Annotated in this window: 22 protein-coding genes; 21 read left to right on the top strand and 1 reads right to left on the bottom strand. The window is 59.1% G+C overall.

Features of this window, described 5'->3' with window-relative positions; translation table 11 throughout:
• Positions 1-18: 18 nt before the first annotated feature.
• The 14 genes from PspS49_RS05935 to ispD all read left to right on the top strand — a co-directional run bounded on the left by PspS49_RS05935 (position 19) and on the right by ispD (position 16,176).
• The gene (locus PspS49_RS05935; RefSeq protein ID WP_007908849.1) at positions 19-522 is read left to right on the top strand and encodes an OmpH family outer membrane protein; all 504 of its coding nucleotides are present in this window, start codon (positions 19-21) and stop codon (positions 520-522) included.
• A 3-nt stretch (positions 523-525) separates the two neighbouring features.
• Positions 526-1,581: a UDP-3-O-(3-hydroxymyristoyl)glucosamine N-acyltransferase gene (lpxD, locus tag PspS49_RS05940; protein WP_127926013.1), complete on the top strand. Its 1,056-nt coding sequence runs from the start codon at positions 526-528 to the stop codon at positions 1,579-1,581.
• Between the two features lie 106 nt (positions 1,582-1,687).
• Positions 1,688-2,128, top strand: a complete 441-nt coding sequence (fabZ, locus tag PspS49_RS05945) for a 3-hydroxyacyl-ACP dehydratase FabZ (RefSeq protein WP_003222142.1) — start codon at positions 1,688-1,690, stop codon at positions 2,126-2,128.
• Complete coding sequence (gene lpxA / locus PspS49_RS05950) at positions 2,125-2,901, top strand: acyl-ACP--UDP-N-acetylglucosamine O-acyltransferase (RefSeq protein ID WP_038357910.1); 777 nt, start codon at positions 2,125-2,127, stop codon at positions 2,899-2,901. Before fabZ ends, lpxA begins: the two co-directional genes overlap by 4 nt.
• A gap of 2 nt (positions 2,902-2,903) precedes the next feature.
• Positions 2,904-4,034: a lipid-A-disaccharide synthase gene (gene lpxB / locus PspS49_RS05955; RefSeq protein WP_150749443.1), complete on the top strand. Its 1,131-nt coding sequence runs from the start codon at positions 2,904-2,906 to the stop codon at positions 4,032-4,034.
• 11 nt (positions 4,035-4,045) lie between these two features.
• The gene (gene rnhB / locus PspS49_RS05960; protein WP_160042470.1) at positions 4,046-4,672 is read left to right on the top strand and encodes a ribonuclease HII; all 627 of its coding nucleotides are present in this window, start codon (positions 4,046-4,048) and stop codon (positions 4,670-4,672) included.
• A 76-nt stretch (positions 4,673-4,748) separates the two neighbouring features.
• On the top strand, positions 4,749-8,270 hold the full coding sequence (gene dnaE, locus PspS49_RS05965) for a DNA polymerase III subunit alpha (RefSeq protein ID WP_127926016.1): 3,522 nt from the start codon (positions 4,749-4,751) through the stop codon (positions 8,268-8,270).
• 139 nt (positions 8,271-8,409) lie between these two features.
• Positions 8,410-9,357, top strand: a complete 948-nt coding sequence (locus PspS49_RS05970; RefSeq protein ID WP_127926017.1) for an acetyl-CoA carboxylase carboxyltransferase subunit alpha — start codon at positions 8,410-8,412, stop codon at positions 9,355-9,357.
• A 132-nt stretch (positions 9,358-9,489) separates the two neighbouring features.
• Positions 9,490-10,818 (top strand): tRNA lysidine(34) synthetase TilS, encoded by a 1,329-nt coding sequence (gene tilS / locus PspS49_RS05975; RefSeq protein ID WP_160038506.1) that lies wholly within the window; start codon positions 9,490-9,492, stop codon positions 10,816-10,818.
• Positions 10,819-11,092: 274 nt separating this feature from the next.
• Positions 11,093-12,724, top strand: coding sequence for a CTP synthase (locus PspS49_RS05980; RefSeq protein WP_034156321.1), 1,632 nt, complete (start codon positions 11,093-11,095; stop codon positions 12,722-12,724).
• 5 nt (positions 12,725-12,729) lie between these two features.
• Positions 12,730-13,575, top strand: a complete 846-nt coding sequence (gene kdsA, locus PspS49_RS05985) for a 3-deoxy-8-phosphooctulonate synthase (protein WP_160038508.1) — start codon at positions 12,730-12,732, stop codon at positions 13,573-13,575.
• Positions 13,576-13,732: 157 nt separating this feature from the next.
• Positions 13,733-15,022, top strand: a complete 1,290-nt coding sequence (gene eno, locus PspS49_RS05990) for a phosphopyruvate hydratase (RefSeq protein WP_160038510.1) — start codon at positions 13,733-13,735, stop codon at positions 15,020-15,022.
• A 171-nt stretch (positions 15,023-15,193) separates the two neighbouring features.
• Positions 15,194-15,472, top strand: coding sequence for a cell division protein FtsB (gene ftsB, locus PspS49_RS05995; protein WP_007908838.1), 279 nt, complete (start codon positions 15,194-15,196; stop codon positions 15,470-15,472).
• Positions 15,469-16,176, top strand: a complete 708-nt coding sequence (ispD, locus tag PspS49_RS06000) for a 2-C-methyl-D-erythritol 4-phosphate cytidylyltransferase (protein WP_127926019.1) — start codon at positions 15,469-15,471, stop codon at positions 16,174-16,176. Before ftsB ends, ispD begins: the two co-directional genes overlap by 4 nt.
• A 144-nt stretch (positions 16,177-16,320) precedes the next feature.
• Here ispD and PspS49_RS06005 read toward each other — a convergent pair whose 3' ends face one another.
• Positions 16,321-17,217, bottom strand: coding sequence for a LysR substrate-binding domain-containing protein (locus tag PspS49_RS06005; RefSeq protein ID WP_127926020.1), 897 nt, complete (start codon positions 17,215-17,217; stop codon positions 16,321-16,323).
• A 116-nt stretch (positions 17,218-17,333) separates the two neighbouring features.
• On the opposite strand from PspS49_RS06005, the gene PspS49_RS06010 reads away from it, so the two are divergent.
• The 7 genes from PspS49_RS06010 (at position 17,334) to PspS49_RS06040 (ending at position 23,457) form a co-directional block, all read left to right on the top strand.
• The gene (locus PspS49_RS06010) at positions 17,334-18,446 is read left to right on the top strand and encodes an S-(hydroxymethyl)glutathione dehydrogenase/class III alcohol dehydrogenase (RefSeq protein WP_007908835.1); all 1,113 of its coding nucleotides are present in this window, start codon (positions 17,334-17,336) and stop codon (positions 18,444-18,446) included.
• A gap of 90 nt (positions 18,447-18,536) precedes the next feature.
• Complete coding sequence (gene fghA, locus PspS49_RS06015) at positions 18,537-19,388, top strand: S-formylglutathione hydrolase (RefSeq protein ID WP_174245100.1); 852 nt, start codon at positions 18,537-18,539, stop codon at positions 19,386-19,388.
• Between the two features lie 44 nt (positions 19,389-19,432).
• Complete coding sequence (gene ispF / locus PspS49_RS06020) at positions 19,433-19,906, top strand: 2-C-methyl-D-erythritol 2,4-cyclodiphosphate synthase (RefSeq protein WP_034149878.1); 474 nt, start codon at positions 19,433-19,435, stop codon at positions 19,904-19,906.
• Positions 19,903-20,961: a tRNA pseudouridine(13) synthase TruD gene (gene truD, locus PspS49_RS06025; protein ID WP_160038512.1), complete on the top strand. Its 1,059-nt coding sequence runs from the start codon at positions 19,903-19,905 to the stop codon at positions 20,959-20,961. The genes ispF and truD overlap by 4 nt, the downstream gene beginning before the upstream one ends.
• Positions 20,949-21,698 (top strand): 5'/3'-nucleotidase SurE, encoded by a 750-nt coding sequence (gene surE / locus PspS49_RS06030; protein WP_007908831.1) that lies wholly within the window; start codon positions 20,949-20,951, stop codon positions 21,696-21,698. Before truD ends, surE begins: the two co-directional genes overlap by 13 nt.
• Positions 21,699-21,739: 41 nt before the next feature.
• Positions 21,740-22,375, top strand: coding sequence for a protein-L-isoaspartate(D-aspartate) O-methyltransferase (locus PspS49_RS06035; RefSeq protein ID WP_172828219.1), 636 nt, complete (start codon positions 21,740-21,742; stop codon positions 22,373-22,375).
• 212 nt (positions 22,376-22,587) lie between these two features.
• Complete coding sequence (locus PspS49_RS06040) at positions 22,588-23,457, top strand: peptidoglycan DD-metalloendopeptidase family protein (protein WP_016985074.1); 870 nt, start codon at positions 22,588-22,590, stop codon at positions 23,455-23,457.
• Positions 23,458-23,552 lie beyond the last annotated feature (95 nt).

A 23,552-nucleotide genomic window follows, 5' to 3' on the forward strand; every position in this document is an offset into this window, starting at 1 on the left:
ATTTTGTAGGAGTGCATCGTGCGTAAGTTGACTCAATTGGTTCTCCTGGCCTCCTTGATGGTGGCAGGCCCGGCATTTGCCGACATGAAAATCGCTGTTCTGAACTATCAGATGGCCTTGCTCGAATCCGACGCAGCGAAGAAGTACGCCGTGGATGCCGAGAAGAAGTTCGGTCCGCAACTGACCAAGCTGAAAACCCTGGAAAGCAGCGCCAAGGGTATTCAGGACCGTCTGATGGCCGGTGGCGACAAAATGCAGCAAGGTGAACGTGAGCGTCTGGAGCTGGAATTCAAGCAAAAGGCCCGTGACTTCCAGTTCCAGTCCAAGGAACTGAACGAAGCCAAAGCTGTTGCCGACCGCGAAATGCTCAAGCAACTGAAGCCGAAACTGGATAGCGCAGTGGAAGAAGTCATCAAGAAAGGTGGTTTTGACCTGGTGTTCGAGCGTGGCGCAGTGATTGATGTCAAACCACAGTACGACATCACGCGCCAGGTTATCGAGCGCATGAATCAGCTGAAGTAACCCATGACCGTGACTATCAAGCTCGGCCAGTTGGCCGAGTTCCTCGGCGCCACCCTGCGTGGCGACCCTGAGAAGCAAATTACTGGGCTAGCCACTTTGCAAGAGGCTGGCCCAGCTCAGTTGAGCTTTCTGGCAAACCCTCAATATCGCAAATACCTGGCAGGCTCGCAGGCAGCAGCACTGCTGCTCAAAGAGGCCGATGCCGAGGGTTTTGCCGGTAATGCGTTGGTGGTGCCTGATCCTTATCTGGCTTACGCACGCATCTCACACTTGTTCGATCCCAAGCCAAAAGCCACTGCGGGTATCCATCCTTCGGCGGTCATTGCGGCGGACGCAGTGGTTGATCCAACCGCCAGCGTCGGTCCTTTCGTGGTGATCGAGGCCGGCGCGCGGATCGGTGCGCAAGTGACACTGGGCGCGCATTGCGTCATCGGTGCACGCAGCGAAATCGGTGAGGGCGGCTGGCTCGCTCCACGCGTGACGCTGTATCACGATGTACGCATCGGCAAGCGCGTAGTGATTCAGTCCGGTGCCGTGCTTGGTGGTGAAGGCTTCGGCTTCGCCAACGAAAAAGGTATCTGGCAGAAGATCGCTCAGATCGGTGGCGTGGCCATCGGCGACGATGTCGAGATTGGCGTGAATACCGCCATCGACCGTGGCGCTCTGGCCGATACCGTAATCGGTAATGGCGTGAAGCTCGACAACCAGATCCAGATTGCCCACAACGTTCAGGTCGGTGATCACACCGCGATGGCAGCGTGCGTCGGGATCTCCGGCAGCACCAAAATCGGCAAGCATTGCATGCTCGCCGGCGGTGTCGGGCTGGTCGGCCACATTGATATTTGCGACAACGTTTTCCTGACCGGGATGACCATGGTGACCCACTCGATTACCGAGCCGGGTGCCTATTCTTCCGGCACAGCCATGCAACCGGCGGCCGAATGGCGCAAAAGCGCGGCCCGCATTCGTCAGCTCGATGATATCGCGCGGCGTTTGAAACAGCTGGAAAAGCGCGTAGGGGAAGTGACCCCTGACGGCAATGCTTCATCAGATGGCTGATACCATTTCCATATCAAGTGTGCACAGCCGCTAGACTGCCTCCTTGATTTGCTAGAGGAGTGCGCGTCAGTCGCGCTCCCAATCTTTACATAGGCTTCCCCCCGAAATGATGGACATCAACGAGATTCGCGAATACCTGCCTCACCGTTACCCGTTCCTGCTGGTGGACCGGGTGGTGGAACTGGACACTGAAGGCAAGCGCATTCGCGCCTACAAGAATGTCAGCATCAATGAGCCGTTCTTCAATGGTCACTTCCCTGCGCATCCAATCATGCCGGGCGTGCTGATCATCGAAGCGATGGCTCAGGCTGCCGGGATCCTCGGTTTCAAAATGCTTGATGTGAAGCCTGCCGACGGCACGCTTTACTACTTCGTCGGTTCCGACAAGCTGCGCTTCCGTCAACCTGTGTTGCCGGGCGATCAGCTGATCCTCGAAGCCAAGTTCATCAGTTGCAAGCGCCAGATCTGGAAGTTCGAATGCCAGGCTTCGGTCGATGGCAAGCCGGTCTGCTCGGCTGAAATCATCTGTGCGGAACGCAAGCTATGAGTTTGATTGACCCTCGCGCAATCATCGATCCGTCGGCCGTTCTGGCTGACGGCGTCGAGGTCGGCCCGTGGTCGATCATCGGCGCAGGTGTGGAAATCGGCGAGGGTACCGTGATCGGGCCTCATGTAATCCTCAAAGGCCCGACCCGCATCGGTAAGCACAATCGCATCTACCAGTTTTCCTCGGTAGGCGAAGACACGCCCGATCTGAAGTACAAAGGCGAAGAAACCCGCCTGGTGATCGGTGATCACAATGTCATCCGTGAAGGCGTGACCATTCACCGTGGCACCGTGCAAGACCGTTCGGAGACCACGCTGGGCGATCACAACCTGATCATGGCCTATGCCCACATCGGGCATGACAGCGTCATCGGCAATCACTGCATTCTGGTCAACAACACCGCGTTAGCCGGGCATGTACATGTGGATGACTGGGCGATCCTTTCCGGATTCACCCTGGTTCACCAGTATTGCCACATCGGCGCTCACAGCTTTTCCGGTATGGGCACGGCGATCGGCAAGGACGTTCCGGCGTTCGTCACCGTGTTCGGCAATCCCGCAGAAGCGCGCAGCATGAACTTCGAAGGCATGCGCCGTCGCGGTTTCAGCGAAGACGCGATTCATACCCTGCGTCGCGCTTACAAAACCGTCTATCGCCAAGGCCTGACGGTTGAGCAGGCGCTGGCCGAACTGGCTGAACCCGCTGCGCAGTACCCGGAAGTGGCGATATTCCGCGACTCCATCCAGTCGTCGACTCGCGGCATCACGCGCTGATCATGGCCAATCTGCGTATTGCGCTGGTGGCGGGTGAAGCTTCCGGTGACATTCTCGGCGCCGGTCTGATGCGCGCCCTCAAGGCACAGCATCCGGCGGTCGAGTTCATCGGCGTCGGCGGGCCGTTGATGCAGGCTGAAGGCCTGACTTCGTACTTTCCCATGGAGCGTCTGTCGGTGATGGGACTGGTGGAAGTCCTTGGTCGCCTGCGCGAGTTGCTCAAGCGCCGCAAGGATCTGATCGCCACGCTGATCGCCGAGAAGCCGGACGTATTCATCGGTATCGATGCACCGGACTTCAATCTCAACATTGAATTGAAGCTGCGTCAGGCCGGGATCAAAACCGTGCATTACGTCAGCCCTTCGGTGTGGGCATGGCGGCAGAAGCGTGTACTGAAGATTCGCGAAGGTTGCGATCTGATGCTGACGCTGTTGCCATTCGAAGCCAGATTTTACGAAGAGAAAGGCGTACCGGTACGGTTCGTCGGCCACACGCTGGCCGATACCATCCCACTGGAAGCTGATCGCGCTGCGGCCCGTGCCGAACTGGGCTTGCCCGACGGCCCGCTGGTGGCGTTGATGCCCGGCAGCCGTGGCGGTGAAGTGTCCCGCCTCGGCGCGCTGTTCCTCGATACTGCCGAACGTCTGCGTGCGATGCGCCCGGGTTTGCGCTTTGTCATTCCGTGCGCCAATGCGGAACGCCGCGCGCAAATCGAAGAGCTGCTCGCTGGCCGGGATCTGCCGGTGACCCTGCTCGATGGCAAGTCTCACCTGGCCTTGGCGGCGTGCAACGCCGTGCTTATCGCCTCCGGCACCGCCACCCTCGAAGCGCTGTTGTATAAGCGGCCGATGGTGGTGGCTTATCGCTTGGCGCCGCTGACGTTCTGGATCCTCAAACGCATGGTCAAGAGCCCGTACGTGTCCTTGCCGAATCTGCTGGCCCAGCGTCTGCTGGTCCCGGAATTGTTGCAGGATGATGCGACGGTCGAAGCGCTGGCCCAGACGCTGTCGCCGTTGATCGACGGTGGCGAAGAACAAACACGCGGTTTCGACGAGATCCATCGCACGCTGCGGCTGGATGCCTCCAATCAGGCGGCGGACGCCGTCCTTAACCTGATCGGTCAGACACGATGAGCAAGACAAGCATGCAGATGGGCCTGGATTTCACCCTGGTCGCCGAAGTCGACGAACTGGTCGCCGGCGTCGATGAAGTCGGTCGCGGCCCGTTGTGCGGGGCCGTGGTCACGGCAGCGGTGATCCTTGATCCGAAACGCCCGATCCTCGGCCTCAACGATTCGAAGAAACTCACCGAAGCCAAACGCGAAAAGCTCTACGACGAAATCATCGAGAAATCCCTGAGCTGGTGCATCGCCCGCGCCGAAGTCGAAGAAATCGACGAGCTGAACATTCTCCACGCGACCATGCTGGCCATGCAGCGCGCGGTCGCCGGCCTGCACATTCAGCCGAAACTGGCGATGATCGACGGCAACCGCTGCCCGCAGTTGCCGATGCGCGCCGAAGCGGTGGTGCAGGGCGACGGCAAGGTGCCGGCGATTGCTGCTGCGTCGATTCTCGCTAAAGTCAGTCGCGACCGCGAAATGGCTGCTTTCGAATTGATCTACCCGGGTTACGGCATCGGCGGCCATAAAGGCTACCCGACGCCCGTTCATCTGGAAGCCTTGGTACGTCTCGGCCCGACGCCGATTCACCGACGCTCGTTCGCCCCGGTGCGTCAGGCTTATGAAGCGCTCGAAGGCCTGACACAGGTTTAGTCGCAAGGCTGATGTTTTGTTCGAGGCCCGGTACAATCCGGGCCTTGTTGTCTCTATGTAACTGGACAGGATCACTATGCCGGCTTCATTCGTTCATCTACGCCTGCACACTGAATACTCGCTGGTCGACGGGCTGGTGCGGATCAAGCCACTGGTCAAGGCGCTGACCGGCATGAACATGCCTGCCGTCGCGGTCACCGACCAGAACAACATGTGTTCCCTGGTCAAATTCTATAAAAACACCATGGGCGCAGGCATCAAGCCGATCTGCGGCGCCGACCTGTGGTTGTCGAACAAAGACCCGGATGCACCGCTGAGCCGGCTCAGCCTGTTGGTGATGAACGCCAAGGGTTATCGCAACCTCACCGAGTTGATCTCGCGCGGCTTCATCGAAGGCCAGCGCAACGGCATGATCATCGTCGAACGCGAGTGGGTCGCCGAAGCCAACGAAGGCCTGATCATGCTGTCCGCCGCCAAAGAAGGCGAGATCGGCATGGCCATGATCGGCGGCAACCCCGCTGAGGCCGAAGCCTTGGCGCGCGAGTGGATGGCGGTGTTCCCGGATCGTTTCTATCTGGAAATCCAGCGCACCAACCGTCCCAACGATGAAGAGCAATTGCACGGCGCCGTTGCCCTCGCCGACAAGCTCGGCGCGCCGCTGGTGGCGACCAACGATGTGCGCTTCATCAAGCAGGAAGACTTCGCCGCCCATGAAACCCGCGTGTGCATCGGTGAGGGCCGCGCCCTCGACGATCCGCGGCGCTCGAAGAATTACAGCGATCAGCAATACCTGAAAAGCGCCGAGGAAATGATCGAGCTGTTCAGCGATATTCCTGACGCGATTGAAAACACCGTCGAGATCGCCAAGCGCTGCAACATCGAAGTGAAGCTGGGCACTCACTTCCTGCCCAACTTCCCGATCCCCGATGGCATGACCATCGATGAATATTTCCGCAAGGTGTCCTTCGACGGTCTCGAAGAGCGCCTGTCGGTGCTGCTGCCCAAAGACACCACCGAAGACTACGAAGCCAAGCGTCAGGTCTACGTCGACCGCTTGAATTTCGAGCTGGATATCATCATCCAGATGGGCTTCCCAGGTTACTTCCTGATCGTGATGGACTTTATCCAGTGGGCCAAGAACAACGGCGTGCCGGTAGGTCCTGGCCGTGGATCGGGTGCCGGGTCGCTGGTGGCTTACGTGCAGAAGATCACCGACCTCGACCCGCTGGAATACGACCTGCTGTTCGAACGTTTCCTTAACCCGGAACGGGTATCCATGCCCGACTTCGACGTCGACTTCTGCATGGACGGTCGTGACCGGGTGATCGACTATGTGGCCGAGAAATACGGCCGCAACGCGGTAAGCCAGATCATCACCTTCGGTTCCATGGCCGCAAAAGCGGTGGTGCGTGACGTGGCGCGGGTGCAGGGCAAGTCCTACGGCCTGGCGGATCGTCTGTCGAAGATGATTCCGTTCGAAGTCGGCATGACCCTGGAAAAAGCCTACGAGCAGGAAGAAATCCTCCGTGACTTCATCAAGGTCGATGAAGAGGCGGCAGAAATCTGGGAGATGGCGCGCAAGCTCGAGGGCGTCGTGCGTAACGTCGGTAAACACGCCGGTGGTGTGGTTATTGCCCCGACCAAGCTGACTGACTTCTCGCCGATCTATTGCGACGAGGCCGGTGACGGTCTGGTAACCCAGTTCGACAAGGACGACGTTGAAGCCGCTGGTCTGGTGAAGTTCGACTTCCTCGGTCTGCGCACGCTGACGATCATCGACTGGGCGCTGAAAACCATCAACCGCGACCGCGCCAAGGTCAACGAGCCGCCGCTGGATATCGCGTTTATCCCGCTGGACGACAAACCGACGTACTCGTTGTTGCAGAAAGCTGAAACCACTGCGGTGTTCCAGCTTGAATCGCGCGGCATGAAAGAGCTGATCAAAAAGCTCAAGCCCGACTGCCTGGAAGACTTGATCGCACTGGTGGCCCTGTTCCGTCCGGGCCCGCTGCAGTCCGGCATGGTGGACGACTTCATCAACCGTAAGCACGGTCGCGCCGAATTGGCGTACCCGCACTCGGATTACCAGTACGAAGGCCTCAAGCCAGTATTGGCACCGACTTACGGCATCATCCTGTATCAGGAACAGGTGATGCAGATCGCTCAGGTCATGGCCGGTTACACCCTCGGCGGTGCGGACATGCTCCGTCGCGCCATGGGTAAGAAAAAGCCCGAAGAGATGGCCAAGCAGCGCGGCGGTTTCATTGAGGGTTGCGCGACCAACAATATCGACGCCGACCTTGCCGGTAACATCTTTGACCTGGTAGAAAAATTCGCCGGTTACGGCTTCAACAAATCCCACTCCGCCGCTTACGGTCTGGTGTCGTACCAAACGGCATGGCTGAAAGCCCACTACCCGGCGCCATTCATGGCCGCGGTACTCTCGGCGGATATGCACAACACCGACAAGGTCGTGACCTTGATCGAAGAAATTCGCACCATGAAGCTGCGTCTCGACGCGCCGGATGTGAATACTTCGGAGTTCAAGTTCACGGTGAACGACGATGGCCGCATCGTGTATGGCCTCGGCGCGATCAAGGGCGTTGGTGAGGGTCCTGTTGAGGCGATTACCGAAGCGCGTCAGGAAGGTCCGTTCAAGGATCTGTTCGACTTCTGCGCGCGGGTCGACCTCAAGCGCATCAACAAACGCACGCTGGACGGTCTGATCCGCAGCGGTGCGCTGGATCGTCTGGGCCCGTACTTCCACGACGAGCAAAAGGCTTATCAAGCCAACATCGACCGTAACCGCGCCGTGCTGCTGGCGGCGATGGAAGAGGCGATCAAGGCTGCCGAACAGACCGCCCGCACCCACGACAGCGGCCACGCCGACCTGTTTGGCGGGTTGTTCGTCGAGGCGGATGCCGACGTTTACGCGTCCCATCGCAAGGCCAAGGAGCTGACCCTCAAGGAACGCCTCAAAGGTGAAAAAGACACCTTGGGCCTGTACCTGACCGGTCACCCGATCGACGAATACGAAGGCGAGATCCGCCGTTTCGCCCGTCAGCGCATCATCGACCTGAAGCCGGCCCGGGATACACAAACCGTGGCGGGGATGATCATTGCCCTGCGGGTGATGAAGAACAAGAAGGGCGACAAGATGGGTTTCATCACCCTCGACGACCGCTCGGGGCGGATCGAGGCGTCGCTGTTCGCCGATGCGTTCCATTCTGCGCAGTCGTTGTTGCAGACTGACGCGATGGTGGTGGTCGAAGGTGAAGTCAGCAACGACGACTTCTCCGGCGGCCTGCGCTTGCGGGTAAAGCGCGTGATGAGCATGGAAGATGCGCGCACCAACCTGGCCGAGAGCCTGCGCCTGAAGCTGCAAACCCAGGATCTGAAAGGCGATCAGCTACGCTGGTTGGGTGATTTGCTCAAGCGTCATCGCGGCGCGTGCCCGATTACCATGGAGTACACCAGCCCGGATGCGAAGACCTTGCTGCAGTTTGGCGAGACGTGGCGGATCGACCCGGCAGATGCCTTGATTCAGGCTCTGCGTGACCAGTTCGGGCGAGACAACGTCTTCCTCCAATACCGTTGACCGGCGAGTGCCATTACTGCGCTTGCCCGCAACCTGAATTTTTAATCTCGACCTCAGCGCGCCTCTCCCTTAAGGTAGGGCGCGAATAGACAACCGGCCGGCCCAAGCTCATTTGGGACACGACCCAAGACGGACGCCTATGAACCCGAATTTTCTAGATTTCGAACAGCCGATCGCCGACCTGCAAGCCAAGATCGAAGAGTTGCGCTTGGTCGGTAATGACAATTCGCTGAATATCGGCGATGAGATCTCCCGCCTGCAGGACAAGAGCAAGACGCTGACCGAAGACATCTTCGGCAAGCTGACCAGCTGGCAGATCGCACGCCTGGCGCGTCACCCGAAACGCCCCTATACCCTCGACTACATCCAGCACATCTTCACCGAGTTCGACGAACTGCACGGCGACCGTCACTTCTCTGACGACGCCGCCATCGTTGGCGGCATCGCCCGTCTGGACGATCAGCCGGTGATGATCATCGGTCACCAGAAAGGCCGTGAAGTGCGCGAGAAGGTTCGCCGCAACTTCGGCATGCCGCGTCCGGAAGGCTACCGCAAGGCTTGCCGTCTGATGGAGATGGCCGAGCGTTTCAAGATGCCGATCCTGACCTTCATCGACACCCCGGGTGCCTACCCAGGTATCGACGCTGAAGAGCGTAACCAGAGCGAGGCGATTGCCTGGAACCTGCGCGTGATGTCGCGTCTTAAGACCCCGATCATTGCCACCGTTATCGGTGAAGGCGGTTCTGGCGGTGCATTGGCGATCGGCGTCTGCGACCAACTGAACATGCTGCAGTATTCGACCTACGCGGTGATCTCGCCGGAAGGTTGCGCTTCGATTCTGTGGAAAACCGCAGAAAAAGCGCCGGATGCTGCTGAAGCGATGGGTATCACCGCCGAGCGTCTGAAAGGTCTGGGCATCGTCGATAAAGTTATCGGCGAGCCTCTGGGCGGCGCACACCGTGATCCGGCTGCCGCCGCTGCATCGATCCGTGCCGAGCTGAGCTCGCAACTGGCGATGCTGAAGAAGTTCGATAACGAAGCGCTGTTGAAGCGCCGTTATGATCGACTGATGAGCTACGGTCTCTAAGTCGAACGCAATACCTCTGTAGGAGTGAGCCTGCTCGCGATGAGGGCGTAACATTCAACCAATGTGTTGGCTGTCACACCGCTATCGCGAGCAGGCTCACTCCTACATTTGTTTTGGGGCAAAGAGTTAAATATGGGTCAGTCCATGATTGATTTGCCTTCGCGCTTGTTGCGGGTTCTTGAGCCTTGGCGCAATGCCGCTCATTGGCGCATCGCCTTCTCTGGTGGCCTGGATTCCACCGTCCTTCTGCATCTGCTGGCCTCTCTTGCAACGAGCGAATCCCTCCCACCGCTAAGCGCAGTTCATATCCATCATGGCCTCCAGGCTGCAGCCGATGCGTGGCCGTCACATTGCCAATCCGTATGCGATGCGCTGGGGGTGCCGTTGCTGATTGAGCGGGTGAGGGTGCAACCGGGCGCGAGTCTGGAGCGGGCGGCGCGGAATGCGCGATACGCCGTGTTCAGTGCGCTGACGCAAGCCAATGACGTGTTGCTCACTGGCCAGCATCGTGATGATCAAGCGGAAACGCTGTTGTTTCGATTCATGCGTGGTGCGGGTGTGCGCGGATTGGCGGGGATGCCCAAGCAGCGACCAGTCGGGCAGGGCACACTGATTCGTCCGTTACTGGATGTCTCTCGTTCCGAGCTGGAAGCGTATGCGCAGGCTCATCACTTGAACTGGATCGAAGACCCATCGAATCAGGATCGGCAGTTCTCGCGCAACTACTTGCGCCATCAAGTCATGCCGCTGCTGACCGGGCGCTGGCCGCAAGCGCAGGTGAGCATGGCCCGCAGCGCCGCGCATCTGCGTGAAGCGCAGGGCTTGCTCGATGAGCTGGCGCAGATTGATCTGGCGCAGGCGGCAACCGCCCATGATTTCCAATGGCTGGGATTGCCGTCGCTGGCGTTGGCGCCGCTGGCGGCGTTGTCTGCCGCCCGCCAGCGAAACGCCCTCAGTCACTGGCTCGAACCGCTGACGCGCCTGCCGGACACCGACCATTGGTCGGGTTGGACGGATCTGTGCGATGCCGCCCCTGATGCCTCACCGATCTGGCGTCTGGCCGATGGCGAGTTGCACCGCAGTGCCGGTCGTCTGTGGTGGCTCAGCGGTGACTGGCTACGCACGCCAGTGATCGGCTGCGAGTGGCAGAGCCCCGCGTCAGCGCTACGCTTGGGCGATAACGGACGTGTCATGTTCAGCGGGCAAACTCCCGTCGGGCCTTTGCAGATTCGCTATCGGCAGGGCGGCGAAGTCATGCATCTGGCGGATCGCGGCCACCGCGATCTCAAGCGCCTGCTCAATGAGCGCGCGGTGCCGGGCTTTGTCCGTGGCAGATTGCCGCTGCTGTTTCGCGGCGATGAATTGCTCGCGGTGGCGAACCTGCCGGGACTTGATGGTCATGTGCAGGACGGCTGGAAATTGCATTGGCTGCCAACAGACGAAGATCAAGGTTTGAGCTGAAAGGAGCATTCCGGTAGACTACGCTCCCTTCTTGATACAACTTCTGTGGATTCGCCTGAATTGCAGGAGTTGCCGATTACCAAGCAGTCTTTGCTGGGCGATTCCAAAAAATGTGTAGCGAGCAACGTACCGGTATTTTCACTTCCGGTCTGTCCCAACGCGGCGGTTTTTTTGAAAGGTGCACTGTGATTAATGCAGGTGATCGGGGGCTTCGGCCTTCCTTCGCTTTCCCCGGCGGCTCGTACCGCTTTAACGCAGACTTCTAGGGTTTTTCATGACGCGCTACATATTCGTCACGGGCGGTGTTGTTTCTTCATTGGGGAAAGGCATTGCATCGGCTTCATTGGCGGCCATCCTGGAGGCGCGGGGACTTAAGGTCACCATGCTGAAGCTGGACCCGTACATCAACGTCGACCCGGGCACCATGAGCCCGTTCCAGCACGGTGAAGTGTTCGTCACCCACGACGGCGCCGAGACCGACCTGGACCTGGGCCACTACGAGCGGTTCATCCGCACGACCATGACCCAGAACAACAACTTCACCACTGGCCGTGTCTACGAGCACGTGCTGCGCAAAGAGCGCCGTGGTGACTACCTGGGTGCAACCATCCAGGTGATCCCGCACATCACCGACGAAATCAAGCGCCGCATCATCAAGGGTGCCGGTGACGCTGACGTGGCAATGGTCGAGATCGGTGGCACCGTCGGTGACATCGAGTCGCAACCGTTCCTCGAGGCCATCCGTCAACTGCGTTTCGAAATCGGCGCCAAGCGCGCGATGCTGATGCACTTGACACTGGTGCCGTACATCGCCACTGCCGGCGAAACCAAAACCAAACCAACTCAGCACTCGGTAAAAGAGTTGCGTTCGATCGGCCTGCAGCCAGACGTGCTGGTGTGCCGTTCCGATCACCCGATCGACATTTCGTCGCGTCGCAAGATCGCCCAGTTCACCAACGTTGAAGAGCGCGCGGTGATCGGTCTGGAAGACGCCGACACCATCTACAAGATCCCGGGCATCCTGCACTCGCAGGGTCTGGACGATTTTGTTGTCGAGCGTTTCGGCCTGCAATGCGGCAGCGCTGATCTGTCCGAGTGGGAAGCCGTGGTTGACGCCAAGCTGAACCCGGAACACGAAGTGACCATCGCCATGGTCGGCAAATACATGGAGCTGCTGGACGCCTACAAGTCGCTGATCGAAGCGATGAGTCATGCCGGCATCAGCAACCGCACCAAGGTCAACCTGCGTTACATCGATTCCGAAGACATCGAAAACCAGGGCACTGCGCTGCTCGAAGGTGTCGACGCGATCCTCGTACCGGGCGGCTTCGGTCTGCGCGGCGTGGAAGGCAAGATCACTGCCGTTCAGTACGCTCGTGAAAACAAGGTTCCTTACCTGGGTATCTGCCTAGGTATGCAAGTGGCAGTGATCGAGTTCGCTCGTAACGTCATGGGCTGGAAAGACGCCAACTCCACCGAATTCGACCGCGCCAGCGGCCATCCGGTTGTCGGTCTGATCACTGAGTGGGAAGACGCAACCGGTGCCGTTGAAGTGCGTACCGAATCGTCCGACCTGGGCGGCACCATGCGTCTCGGCGCACAGGAATGCCTGCTTGAAGCCGGCTCCAAGGTGCACGACTGCTACGGCAAGGACGTGATTGTTGAACGTCACCGTCACCGTTATGAAGTGAACAACAACCTGTTGCCACAAATCATCGAAGCCGGCCTGAAGATTTCCGGTCGCTCCGCTGACGCGGCATTGGTTGAAGTGGTTGAAGCTCCGGATCATCCATGGTTCGTCGCTTGCCAGTTCCACCCTGAGTTCACCTCCACACCACGTGATGGCCACCCGCTGTTCAGCGGCTTCGTCAAAGCAGCGTTGGCTCAACACCAGAAGAAGGCGTAACCCCGATGGCACAGAAGATCATCCGCGTCGGCGACATCGAGATTGCCAACGACAAACCCATGGTGCTGTTCGGCGGCATGAACGTGCTGGAAAGCCGTGACATGGCCATGCAGGTTTGCGAGGAGTACGTGAAGGTCACCGAAAAACTCGGTATCCCTTACGTGTTCAAGGCCAGCTTCGACAAGGCCAACCGTTCTTCTGTGACCTCCTATCGTGGTCCTGGCCTGGAAGAGGGCATGCGCATCTTCCAGGACATCAAACAAGCCTTCGGCGTACCGATCATCACCGACGTCCACGAGCCTGATCAGGCCGCGGTCGTCGCTGATGTCTGCGACATCATTCAACTGCCGGCCTTCCTGTCGCGCCAGACCGATCTGGTCGTCGCGATGGCCAAGACCAATGCAGTGATCAACATCAAGAAAGCCCAGTTCCTCGCGCCTCAGGAGATGAAACACATCCTGAACAAGTGCGTGGAAGCGGGTAACGATCAATTGATCCTCTGCGAGCGTGGTTCGAGCTTCGGCTACAACAACCTCGTGGTCGACATGCTCGGCTTCGGCATCATGAAGCAGTTCGAGTACCCGGTATTCTTCGACGTGACCCACGCGCTGCAAATGCCGGGTGGTCGTGCCGACTCCGCGGGCGGTCGCCGTGCGCAGGTTCTGGATCTGGCCAAGGCGGGCATGAGCCAGTCGCTGGCGGGTCTGTTCCTCGAAGCGCATCCGGATCCGGACAACGCCAAATGCGACGGCCCTTGCGCCTTGCGTCTGGACAAACTGGAGCCATTTCTGGCCCAGCTCAAAGCTTTGGACGAACTGGTGAAGAGTTTTCCGACGGTAGAAACCGCGTAAGACTCAATTCTCCGGTAAAGTACCGCACGATTTGTCGCTCATGCCCTCGGGCATGAGCGTTATCGTCTGCAAGTCTGCCCGCTGCACACCCCTTGCCGACGGTAAAAAGATTTCCTCTAGCTGCGTCGTTTTCGTCAACTTTGGAGTGTTTACAACAATGGCAAAAATCGTCGACATCAAAGGTCGTGAAGTTCTCGACTCCCGTGGCAATCCCACCGTGGAAGCGGACGTGCTTCTCGACAACGGCATCATCGGCAGCGCTTGCGCGCCGTCCGGTGCATCCACTGGCTCGCGTGAAGCGCTCGAGCTGCGTGATGGCGACAAGAGCCGTTACCTGGGCAAGGGCGTGCTCAAAGCGGTAGCCAACATCAACGGTCCGATTCGCGATCTGCTGCTGGGCACCGACCCAAGCGACCAGAAAGCCCTGGATCACGCGATGATCAAGCTCGACGGTACCGAAAACAAGGCAACCCTGGGCGCCAACGCCATCCTCGCCGTGTCCCTGGCTGCGGCCAAGGCTGCTGCACAGGATCAGGACCTGCCGCTGTACGCACACATCGCCAACCTCAACGGCACGCCGGGTGTTTACTCGATGCCGGTGCCGATGATGAACATCATCAACGGTGGCGAGCACGCCGATAACAACGTCGACATCCAGGAATTCATGGTGCAGCCGGTTGGCGCCAAGTCGTTCTCGGAAGGTCTGCGCATGGGCACCGAGATTTTCCATCACTTGAAAGCTGTGCTGAAGGCCCGTGGCCTGAGCACTGCCGTTGGCGACGAAGGCGGTTTCGCACCGAACCTGGCGTCCAACGAAGACGCGCTGAAAGTGATCTCCGAAGCGGTGGCCAACGCCGGTTACAAGCTGGGCACCGACGTGACCCTGGCCCTGGACTGCGCGGCCAGCGAATTCTTCGAAGACGGCAAGTACAACCTGTCCGGCGAAGGCCAGGTGTTCACCGCTGAAGGTTTCGCTGATTACCTGAAAGGTCTGACCGAACGTTATCCGATCATCTCGATCGAAGACGGTCTGGACGAGTCCGACTGGGCTGGCTGGAAAATCCTCACTGACAAGATCGGCGAGAAGGTTCAACTGGTAGGCGACGACCTGTTCGTCACCAACACCAAGATCCTGAAAGAGGGCATCGACAAAAAGATCGCCAACTCGATCCTGATCAAGTTCAACCAGATCGGCACCCTGACCGAAACCCTGGAAGCCATCCAGATGGCCAAGGCTGCCGGTTACACCGCAGTGATCTCGCACCGTTCGGGCGAAACCGAAGATTCGACCATTGCCGACCTGGCTGTGGGCACTTCGGCTGGCCAGATCAAGACCGGTTCGCTGTGCCGTTCCGACCGCGTTTCCAAGTACAACCAACTGCTGCGTATCGAAGAGCAGTTGAATGGCAAGGCCAAGTACAACGGTCGCAGCGAGTTCCGCGGCTAAGTACGAATCGATGGAAGGACACCGGATTGTGTCGAAAAAGTCGTGACAGCGATGGATTTGCCACTAATCTGATGCCTTAACAGCACAAGCCTGGGTCTTCCAGGCTTCGTGCTATCAGATGCTTCAAAGTTTTGGCGTGGCTGTCTTTTTTCACTGGATACCTGATATTCGATGCGCAGTCCTTACTGGTTGTTTCTCGTTTTGCTCTTGCTACTGGCCGGTCTGCAGTACCGCCTGTGGGTGGGCAATGGCAGTCTGGCGCAGGTCGCCGAGCTGAATCAGCAGATTGCTGATCAACACGCCGAGAACGAAGGTTTGCTGGAGCGCAACCGAGTGATGGACGCTGAAGTCAGCGAGTTGAAAAAGGGCATGGAGACCGTTGAAGAACGGGCTCGTCACGAACTGGGCATGGTCAAGGACGGCGAAACCCTTTACCAGTTGGCCCAATGATCAATTCCCTGCCGGCCTTCTGGGCCGTGATTCCTGCCGCGGGTGTCGGTGCCCGAATGGCCGCGGACCGTCCCAAGCAATACCTGCAACTGGGCGGACGCACAATTCTCGAACACAGCCTCGGCTGTTTCCTCGATCACCCAAGCCTCAAGGGGCTGGTGGTCAGTCTTGCGGTTGATGATCCTTACTGGCCGAACCTGGCGTGCGTCAGCGATCCGCGTATTCAGCGGGTTGAGGGCGGGGCCGAGCGTTCCGGCTCGGTGCTCAATGCCTTGCTGCACCTGCATGCGCAGGGTGCTGATGATGAGGATTGGGTGCTGGTGCACGATGCGGCACGGCCCAATCTGAGTCGCGATGATCTCGACAAGTTACTGGATGAACTGGCGGATGATCCGGTGGGCGGTTTGCTCGCCGTCCCTGCGCGCGACACGTTGAAGCGCGTCGACAAGCACGGTCGTGTGGTGGAAACCGTCGATCGCAGCGTGATCTGGCAGGCGTATACGCCGCAGATGTTTCGTCTTGGGGCGTTGCATCGGGCGTTGGCGGACAGTCTGGTGGCGGATGCGGTGATTACCGATGAAGCTTCGGCAATGGAGTGGGCGGGGCTGAAGCCGCGTCTGATTGAGGGGCGGGCGGATAACCTCAAGGTGACCCGGCCGGAAGATCTCGAATGGTTGCGTCAGCGTTGGGCGAATCGCCGCTGAATTTTTGTGGTGCCTGTTGAATCGCCATCGCGAGCAGGCTCACTCCCACCTTTGAATAACGCCGAACACGAATTTTGTATCCACTGGAGATCCCCTGTGGGAGCGAGCCTGCTCGCGAAAGCGATAGTTCAGGCAACCCATCACTCAGCTTCGATACTCCGGCCGCTCAGCCAATCCTTCCTTGAGAAAATCCACCAACTTGCGCACCTTCGGCGACAGATGCCGCTGTTGCGGGTACAGCGCCCACACCGCCGTATTCGGCGGCTGGTGCGCCTCCAGCAACGAAATCAACGCACCGCTGTGCAGATGCTCCAGCACGTAATAGTCCGGTAGCTGACACAACCCCACGCCTTGAAGCGCCGCATCCAGCACCGCTTGCCCACTGTTGCAACGCCAGTTTCCCTGCACGCGCTGGGAAAATTCCCGCCCGTTTTGCTCAAGCTGCCAGATGTCTGAGCTGCCGATGAGGCAGTTATGGCGAGACAGTTCCGACAGGCTGTGTGGGCGTCCATACCGTTCAACGTAGGACGGAGAGGCGCAGAGATACATGCGTCGTGGCGCCAGCCGGGCGGCGACCAGGCGCGAGTCCTGCAACCGACCCAGGCGAATCGCCAGATCCAGCCCTTCATGCACCAGATCAAGTTGGCGATTGCTCAATTCGATATCGATGCGCAGCTGCGGATACAGCCCCATGAACCGCGTCACCAACGGCACGATAAACCGCTCGCCGTAGGCGACGGCGCAGGTCATGCGCAGCATCCCTTTTGGTTCGCTGGTCAGATCGCCGACAGCGCGCAATGCTTCCTCGCGACCATCCTGCAAGCGTTGGCAATGTTGCAGAAAGGTCTGCCCGGCCTCGGTCAGTGTCACGCGACGGGTACTGCGATAAAGCAGCCGCGTCTGCAAGCGCTCTTCCAGTCGTACGATTTGTCGACTGACGTGAGAGGAAGAAACCCCAAGACGTTCGGCAGCGGCGGTGAACTGGCTGCATTCGGCAACGGCAACAAATTCGTCGATGCCTTCCCAGCGGTTTTCGGACATTCGATTATCCCTGTACGGCAATAATATTTTGCATTTGTCCGGATTATTAATCAGTTGGCGCTGAACTACACTGGCTGTCTGGTTTTTTTATTCAATGGATTCACTGGAGAGTCAGCATGATCAAGTCGCGCGCCGCCGTTGCCTTCGAGGCCAAGAAGCCGCTGGAAATCGTAGAAGTCGATGTCGCCATGCCCAAGGCCGGTGAAGTGTTGCTGCGTGTAGTCGCTTCCGGTGTTTGCCACACGGACGCCTACACCCTGTCCGGCGCTGACCCGGAAGGCATCTTCCCGTCGATCCTTGGCCACGAAGGTGGCGCAATCGTTGAAGCGATCGGCGAGGGCGTGACTTCGGTTGCCGTTGGCGATCACGTCATTCCGCTGTACACCCCCGAATGCGGCCAGTGCAAATTCTGCAAGTCGGGCAAGACCAACCTGTGTCAGGCAATTCGCGCCACTCAGGGCAAAGGTTTGATGCCGGATGGCACTTCACGTTTCTCCTACAAGGGCGAAACGATTTTCCACTACATGGGCACTTCGACGTTCTCGGAATACACCGTGTTGCCGGAAATCTCCGTGGCCAAGATCTCCAAGGACGCGCCACTGGAAAAGGTTTGCCTGCTGGGTTGCGGCGTCACCACCGGCATCGGTGCAGTGCTCAACACCGCCAAGGTCAAACCGGGTGACACCGTGGCCATCTTCGGTCTGGGTGGCATTGGTCTGTCTGCGGTGATCGGTGCCGTGAAAGCCAAGGCTGCACGCATCATCGCCATCGACATCAACCCGGCCAAGTTCGAGATCGCCAAGCAACTCGGTGCAACCGACTGTGTGAACCCGAAAGATTTCGATCGTCCGATCCAGGAAGTGATCGTCGACATGACCGATGGTGGTGTCGACTTCTCCTTCGAGTGCATCGGCAACGTGCAATTGATGCGCGCCGCCCTTGAGTGCTGCCATAAAGGCTGGGGCGAGTCGGTAATCATCGGCGTGGCCGGAGCCGGCCAGGAAATCGCGACCCGTCCATTCCAGTTGGTCACCGGTCGCGTCTGGCGCGGTTCGGCATTCGGCGGCGTGCGCGGTCGTACCGAGTTGCCAAGCTACGTCGATATGGCTCAGAGCGGTGAAATCCCGCTGGATACTTTCATCACCCACACCATGGGTCTGGAAGACATCAACAAGGCCTTCGACCTGATGCACGAAGGCAAGAGCATCCGTACCGTCATTCATTTCTAAAAGCAGCCCCAAGTTACAAGCTTCAAGCTGCAAGCAAAGGCGCTTTTGCCTTTTCTTGAAGCTCGAAGCTTGCCACTTGCAGCTGGGAGAATCCCCATGAGTCTGGAAAACATCTCCTGTCAGAAAAGTTTTGGCGGTTGGCACAAACGCTATCGCCATCGCTCCGACGTGCTCGGCTGCGACATGGTGTTCGCCGTCTACCTGCCACCGCAAGCGGAGCAGGGCGGCAAGTTGCCGGTGCTGTATTGGTTGTCGGGCCTGACCTGCACCGATGAAAACTTCATGCAGAAGGCCGGCGCGATGCGCATGGCTGCTGAACTGGGTTTGATCATTGTTGCGCCGGACACCAGTCCGCGTGGCGCCGATGTCCCGGGTGATCCGGACGGCGCATGGGATTTCGGCCTCGGCGCCGGGTTCTATCTGAATGCCACGCAAGAACCCTGGTCGCGGCACTATCGGATGCATGACTATGTCGTGCAGGAATTGCCTTCACTGGTTGAAGCGCATTTCCCGGCATCGGACAAGCGCAGCATCAGCGGACACTCCATGGGTGGCCACGGTGCGTTGGTCTGCGCGTTGCGCAATCCTGGGCGTTACCAATCGGTGTCGGCGTTCTCGCCGATCAATAATCCGATGGATTGCCCATGGGGCCAAAAAGCATTTTCCCGCTACTTGGGCGAAGACCGTTCGAAATGGAAAGAGTGGGATGCTTGTGCGCTGATTGCCGAAGCGGATGAAAAACTGCCGCTGCTGGTCGATCAAGGCGATCGCGATGACTTCCTCGCTACCCAGCTCAAACCCGAAGCCTTGCAACAAGCGGCAAAACAAGCGGGCCATCCGCTGACATTGCGCCTGCAACCGGGCTACGACCACAGCTATTTCTTCATCTCAAGCTTTATAGACGACCACTTGCAGCATCACGCACGCGCTCTGCGCGGTTAATGCGGGTAGAATCACGCCCTGACAAAAATCGGGGCGTTTTTTTTATGCGTATTGGCCACGGCTATGATGTGCACCGTTTCGCTGAAGGCGATTTCATTACTCTGGGCGGCGTGCGCATTGCACACAGCTTCGGGCTGCTCGCTCATTCCGACGGTGACGTCCTGCTGCACGCCTTGAGCGATGCCTTGCTCGGCGCCGCTGCGCTGGGTGATATCGGCAAGCATTTCCCGGACACCGACCCGCAATTCAAAGGCGCCGACAGCCGTGCGCTGCTGCGTCATGTGGTCGCGCTGATCCACGCCAAAGGCTGGAAAGTCGGCAACGTCGATAACACCATCGTCGCCCAGGCGCCAAAAATGGCCCCGCATATCGAATCGATGCGCGCGCTGATCGCGGCGGATCTTCAAGTTGAGTTGGATCAAGTGAACGTGAAAGCTACCACCACCGAAAAACTTGGCTTTGTCGGTCGCGAAGAAGGCATCGCCGTGCACTCCGTTGCCTTGTTGCTGCGCGCATGAATGAACTGCAATTGCTCGGCCCGCGGGCCTGTGGCGAACCCCTCGGCACCGCTGTACTGAAAGCCATCGCTGAAGATTTTCAGGTCGATGAAGTGCTCGACATCCCGTTCAGCGGCGATGGCGAACACCTGTGGATCTGGGTTGAAAAGCGTGGGCTCAACACTGAGGAAGCCGCACGGCGTATTGCCAAGGCTGCCGGCGTGCCGTTGCGCACCGTCAGTTATGCGGGCCTCAAGGATCGTCAGGCGCTGACCCGCCAGTGGTTCAGCGTGCAATTGCCGGGCAAGGCCGATCCGGATCTGACAGCGGCGGAAAACGATACGCTGAAGATCCTCAAGACCACCCGCCACAAGCGCAAGCTGCAACGTGGCGCGCATTCGGCCAACGGTTTCACTTTGCGCCTAACTCAGTTCGCTGGCGACAAAGACGCGATCGAGCAGCGCCTGCAACTGATCGCTAAACAAGGTATTCCCAATTATTTCGGTGCCCAGCGCTTCGGCCATGACGGCGGTAACGTCGTCGATGCGCGTTCGTGGGCGGCACGCAAGGCCTTGCCGGAGCAACGCAATGTGCGTTCGCGGCTGCTCTCGACCGCGCGCAGTTTTCTGTTCAACAAGGTGCTGGCGGCGCGTGTTGCCGATGGCACCTGGCAAAAAGCCCAAGTCGGCGATCTGCTGGCCTTCACTGACAGTCGCAGTTTTTTCCCTGCCGGTGAAGCTGAGTGCAGCGATCCGCGTCTGGCTATTCTTGATTTGCATCCGACCGGCCCGCAGTGGGGCGAAGGTGACTCGCCGACCGCAGGGGCTGTCCATGATCTGGAGCAGGGGATTGCCGCTGGTGAAGCGGATCTGCGCGATTGGTTGATCAACGCCGGCATGAGCCACGAACGTCGCATCCTGCGGCTGCCCATTGGCGGGTTGACGTGGCATTATCCCCAGCCTGACATTCTGCAACTGGAATTCGTCCTCCCGGCCGGATGCTTCGCCACCGTATTGGTGCGCGAGCTCGTTGATCTGGTGCCGGTGGGGCAGACGGACAGCCCATGCGTATTCTGATTTCTAACGACGATGGGGTAACCGCACCCGGTCTCGCCGCGCTTTATGCTGCGCTGGCGGATTACACCGAGTGCGTGGTTATCGCCCCGGAGCAGGACAAAAGCGGCGCCAGCAGTTCGCTGACGCTCGACCGTCCGCTGCACCCGCAATACCTGGCCAACGGCTTTATCAGCCTCAACGGCACACCGACCGACTGCGTGCACCTGGGCCTCAATGGCTTGCTGGAGCGCGAGGCGGACATGGTGGTCTCCGGGATCAACCTCGGTGCCAACCTGGGTGATGACGTGTTGTATTCCGGCACCGTCGCGGCAGCGCTCGAAGGGCGCTTCCTCGAGCGTCCCTCGTTTGCCTTTTCGCTGGTCTCGCGGCAGGTGGATAATCTGCCGACGGCGGCGTACTTTGCGCGCAAACTGGTCGAGGCCCATGCCGGGCTCGATCTGCCGCCGCGCACGGTACTCAACGTGAACATTCCCAATCTGCCCATCGATCACATTCGTGGCATCCAGCTGACCCGTCTCGGCCATCGCGCGCGGGCGGCGGCGCCGATGAAAGTGGTCGATCCGCGTGGCAAGGCCGGTTACTGGATTGCCGCTGCCGGCGATGCCGAAGATGGCGGCCCGGGGACTGATTTTCATGCGGTGATGCAGGGCTATGTTTCCATCACTCCGTTGCAGCTCGATCGCACCTTCAACGATGCGTTCAGAAGCCTCGACGGCTGGCTGGAGGGACTGCGCTGATGGCCCGTGAACACGAAGACCGACTGCGCAGCGGTATCGGCATGACCTCCCAGCGTACCCGCGAGCGGCTGATCCAGCGCTTGTATGAGGAGGGCGTGTCCAACGCCAAGGTGCTGGAAGTGATTCGGCGTACGCCGCGCCACCTGTTCGTCGACGAGGCGCTGGCACATCGCGCTTACGAGGATACGGCGCTGCCGATCGGCAATAACCAGACGATTTCCCAGCCTTATATGGTGGCGCGCATGAGCGAGCTGCTGCTGGAGGCGGGGCCGCTGGATAAGGTGCTGGAGATTGGCACTGGTTCCGGTTACCAGACCGCTGTGTTGTCGCAATTGGTCGAGCGAGTGTTCTCGGTCGAGCGCATCAAGGTCCTGCAGGACCGGGCCAAGGAACGTCTGGTTGAACTGAACCTGCGCAACGTGGTGTTCCGCTGGGGCGATGGCTGGGAAGGCTGGCCGGCGCTGGCACCGTATAACGGCATTATCGTCACGGCCGTGGCCACCGATGTACCGCAAGCCTTGCTCGATCAACTGGCTCCGGGCGGGCGCATGGTGATCCCGGTGGGCTCGGGAGAAGTGCAGCAATTGATGCTGATCGTGCGTGAGGAAAACGGCTTTTCCCGGCATGTTCTGGGCGCCGTTCGTTTCGTGCCGTTGCTTAATGGGCCACTGGCCTGAGCATTTGTCTGCGTGCGCTGAATTCCTTTCGTTCGCCTGTGTCTTACTCCGGCAGCGATGGTTTAAACGCAGCAGATTGTCAACTTGCAAACGTGTGCGCGAAGCGATTTCGCTTCATTAAAGGTAAAGCCGATCCGGCCCGTTATACTGGCGACACCTCATGCCGGAATCCGGCATTTCACATTTTTCAGCCACCACAAAGGGAGCGGCGGGTGAGTCTCACAGTCATTGCGCAGCGTATGGGTAACACGAGCTTTCAGCGCCTGGTGACTGGCCTTGTCTTGAGCACCTTGCTGGTCGGTTGCTCCAGCACCAAATCGAGCAATGTCCGGGTGGTCGATCGCAACAATGCGGTGGCCCAGCGTCCTACCGTTACGACCGGACAGTATGTAGTCCGTCCGGGCGATACGATGTTTTCGATCGCGTTTCGCTACGGTTGGGACTACAAAGCCCTCGCGGCCCGGAACAATATTCCTACGCCGTATACGATCCATCCGGGTCAGACAATTCGCTTTGATGGCCGCACCGGTTCAACGCCGACGGCGGTGGTGAGCAACAGCAGTTCTTCGCCTTCTTCGTCGAGTAAAACCACGGTAATCCGGCGCCAGGCAAATGGCACGACAACCACCACAACCACCGGTTCTACGGGGGCTGTACCGTCCGTCGCCAGCAAACCGGCCCCCGCGCCACTGCCTCCAGCGGGCCCGGCCCCGACCGGCTGGGGATGGCCATCTAATGGCATTCTGATTGGAAAATTCTCTTCAAACGGTAGTTTGAATAAAGGAATTGATATCGCCGGAGATTTGGGACAGCCTGTTTTAGCTGCGTCTGATGGGACGGTGGTATACGCCGGGAGTGGCTTAAGGGGCTACGGCGAATTAGTCATCATCAAACACAGCGAAACCTACGTCAGTGCCTACGGACATAACCGCAGGCTGTTGGTTCGGGAGGGACAGCAGGTCAAGGTCGGACAGACAATTGCCGAAATGGGGTCAACGGGTACAGACCGGGTGAAACTGCATTTTGAGATTCGCCGCCAAGGTAAACCTGTAGATCCACTGCAGTTCCTGCCAAGACGTTGATTTGTAAGCCAGCCTGTTCCGTCGCGTAGAGGGGACAGGCTCCAGCGCTGCCAAGGATAAAGGCGTCGCTTGAGCTTGGGGTCGAACTCACCAAA

The sequence above is a fragment of the Pseudomonas sp. S49 genome (genome assembly GCF_009866785.1).
Lineage (GTDB): Bacteria > Pseudomonadota > Gammaproteobacteria > Pseudomonadales > Pseudomonadaceae > Aquipseudomonas.

Coding starts and splice junctions, on each gene's coding strand:
- lpxD (WP_127926013.1), top strand. CDS start 526: ATGACCGTGACTATCAAGCTCGGCCAGTTGGCCGAGTTCCTCGGCGCC.
- PspS49_RS06035 (WP_172828219.1), top strand. CDS start 21,740: ATGACCTCCCAGCGTACCCGCGAGCGGCTGATCCAGCGCTTGTATGAG.
- rnhB (WP_160042470.1), top strand. CDS start 4,046: ATGCAGATGGGCCTGGATTTCACCCTGGTCGCCGAAGTCGACGAACTG.
- ftsB (WP_007908838.1), top strand. CDS start 15,194: ATGCGCAGTCCTTACTGGTTGTTTCTCGTTTTGCTCTTGCTACTGGCC.
- fabZ (WP_003222142.1), top strand. CDS start 1,688: ATGATGGACATCAACGAGATTCGCGAATACCTGCCTCACCGTTACCCG.
- ispD (WP_127926019.1), top strand. CDS start 15,469: ATGATCAATTCCCTGCCGGCCTTCTGGGCCGTGATTCCTGCCGCGGGT.
- PspS49_RS06010 (WP_007908835.1), top strand. CDS start 17,334: ATGATCAAGTCGCGCGCCGCCGTTGCCTTCGAGGCCAAGAAGCCGCTG.
- dnaE (WP_127926016.1), top strand. CDS start 4,749: ATGCCGGCTTCATTCGTTCATCTACGCCTGCACACTGAATACTCGCTG.
- PspS49_RS05980 (WP_034156321.1), top strand. CDS start 11,093: ATGACGCGCTACATATTCGTCACGGGCGGTGTTGTTTCTTCATTGGGG.
- PspS49_RS05970 (WP_127926017.1), top strand. CDS start 8,410: ATGAACCCGAATTTTCTAGATTTCGAACAGCCGATCGCCGACCTGCAA.
- tilS (WP_160038506.1), top strand. CDS start 9,490: ATGGGTCAGTCCATGATTGATTTGCCTTCGCGCTTGTTGCGGGTTCTT.
- ispF (WP_034149878.1), top strand. CDS start 19,433: ATGCGTATTGGCCACGGCTATGATGTGCACCGTTTCGCTGAAGGCGAT.
- surE (WP_007908831.1), top strand. CDS start 20,949: ATGCGTATTCTGATTTCTAACGACGATGGGGTAACCGCACCCGGTCTC.
- lpxA (WP_038357910.1), top strand. CDS start 2,125: ATGAGTTTGATTGACCCTCGCGCAATCATCGATCCGTCGGCCGTTCTG.
- truD (WP_160038512.1), top strand. CDS start 19,903: ATGAATGAACTGCAATTGCTCGGCCCGCGGGCCTGTGGCGAACCCCTC.
- PspS49_RS06005 (WP_127926020.1), bottom strand. CDS start 17,217: ATGTCCGAAAACCGCTGGGAAGGCATCGACGAATTTGTTGCCGTTGCC.
- lpxB (WP_150749443.1), top strand. CDS start 2,904: ATGGCCAATCTGCGTATTGCGCTGGTGGCGGGTGAAGCTTCCGGTGAC.
- eno (WP_160038510.1), top strand. CDS start 13,733: ATGGCAAAAATCGTCGACATCAAAGGTCGTGAAGTTCTCGACTCCCGT.
- kdsA (WP_160038508.1), top strand. CDS start 12,730: ATGGCACAGAAGATCATCCGCGTCGGCGACATCGAGATTGCCAACGAC.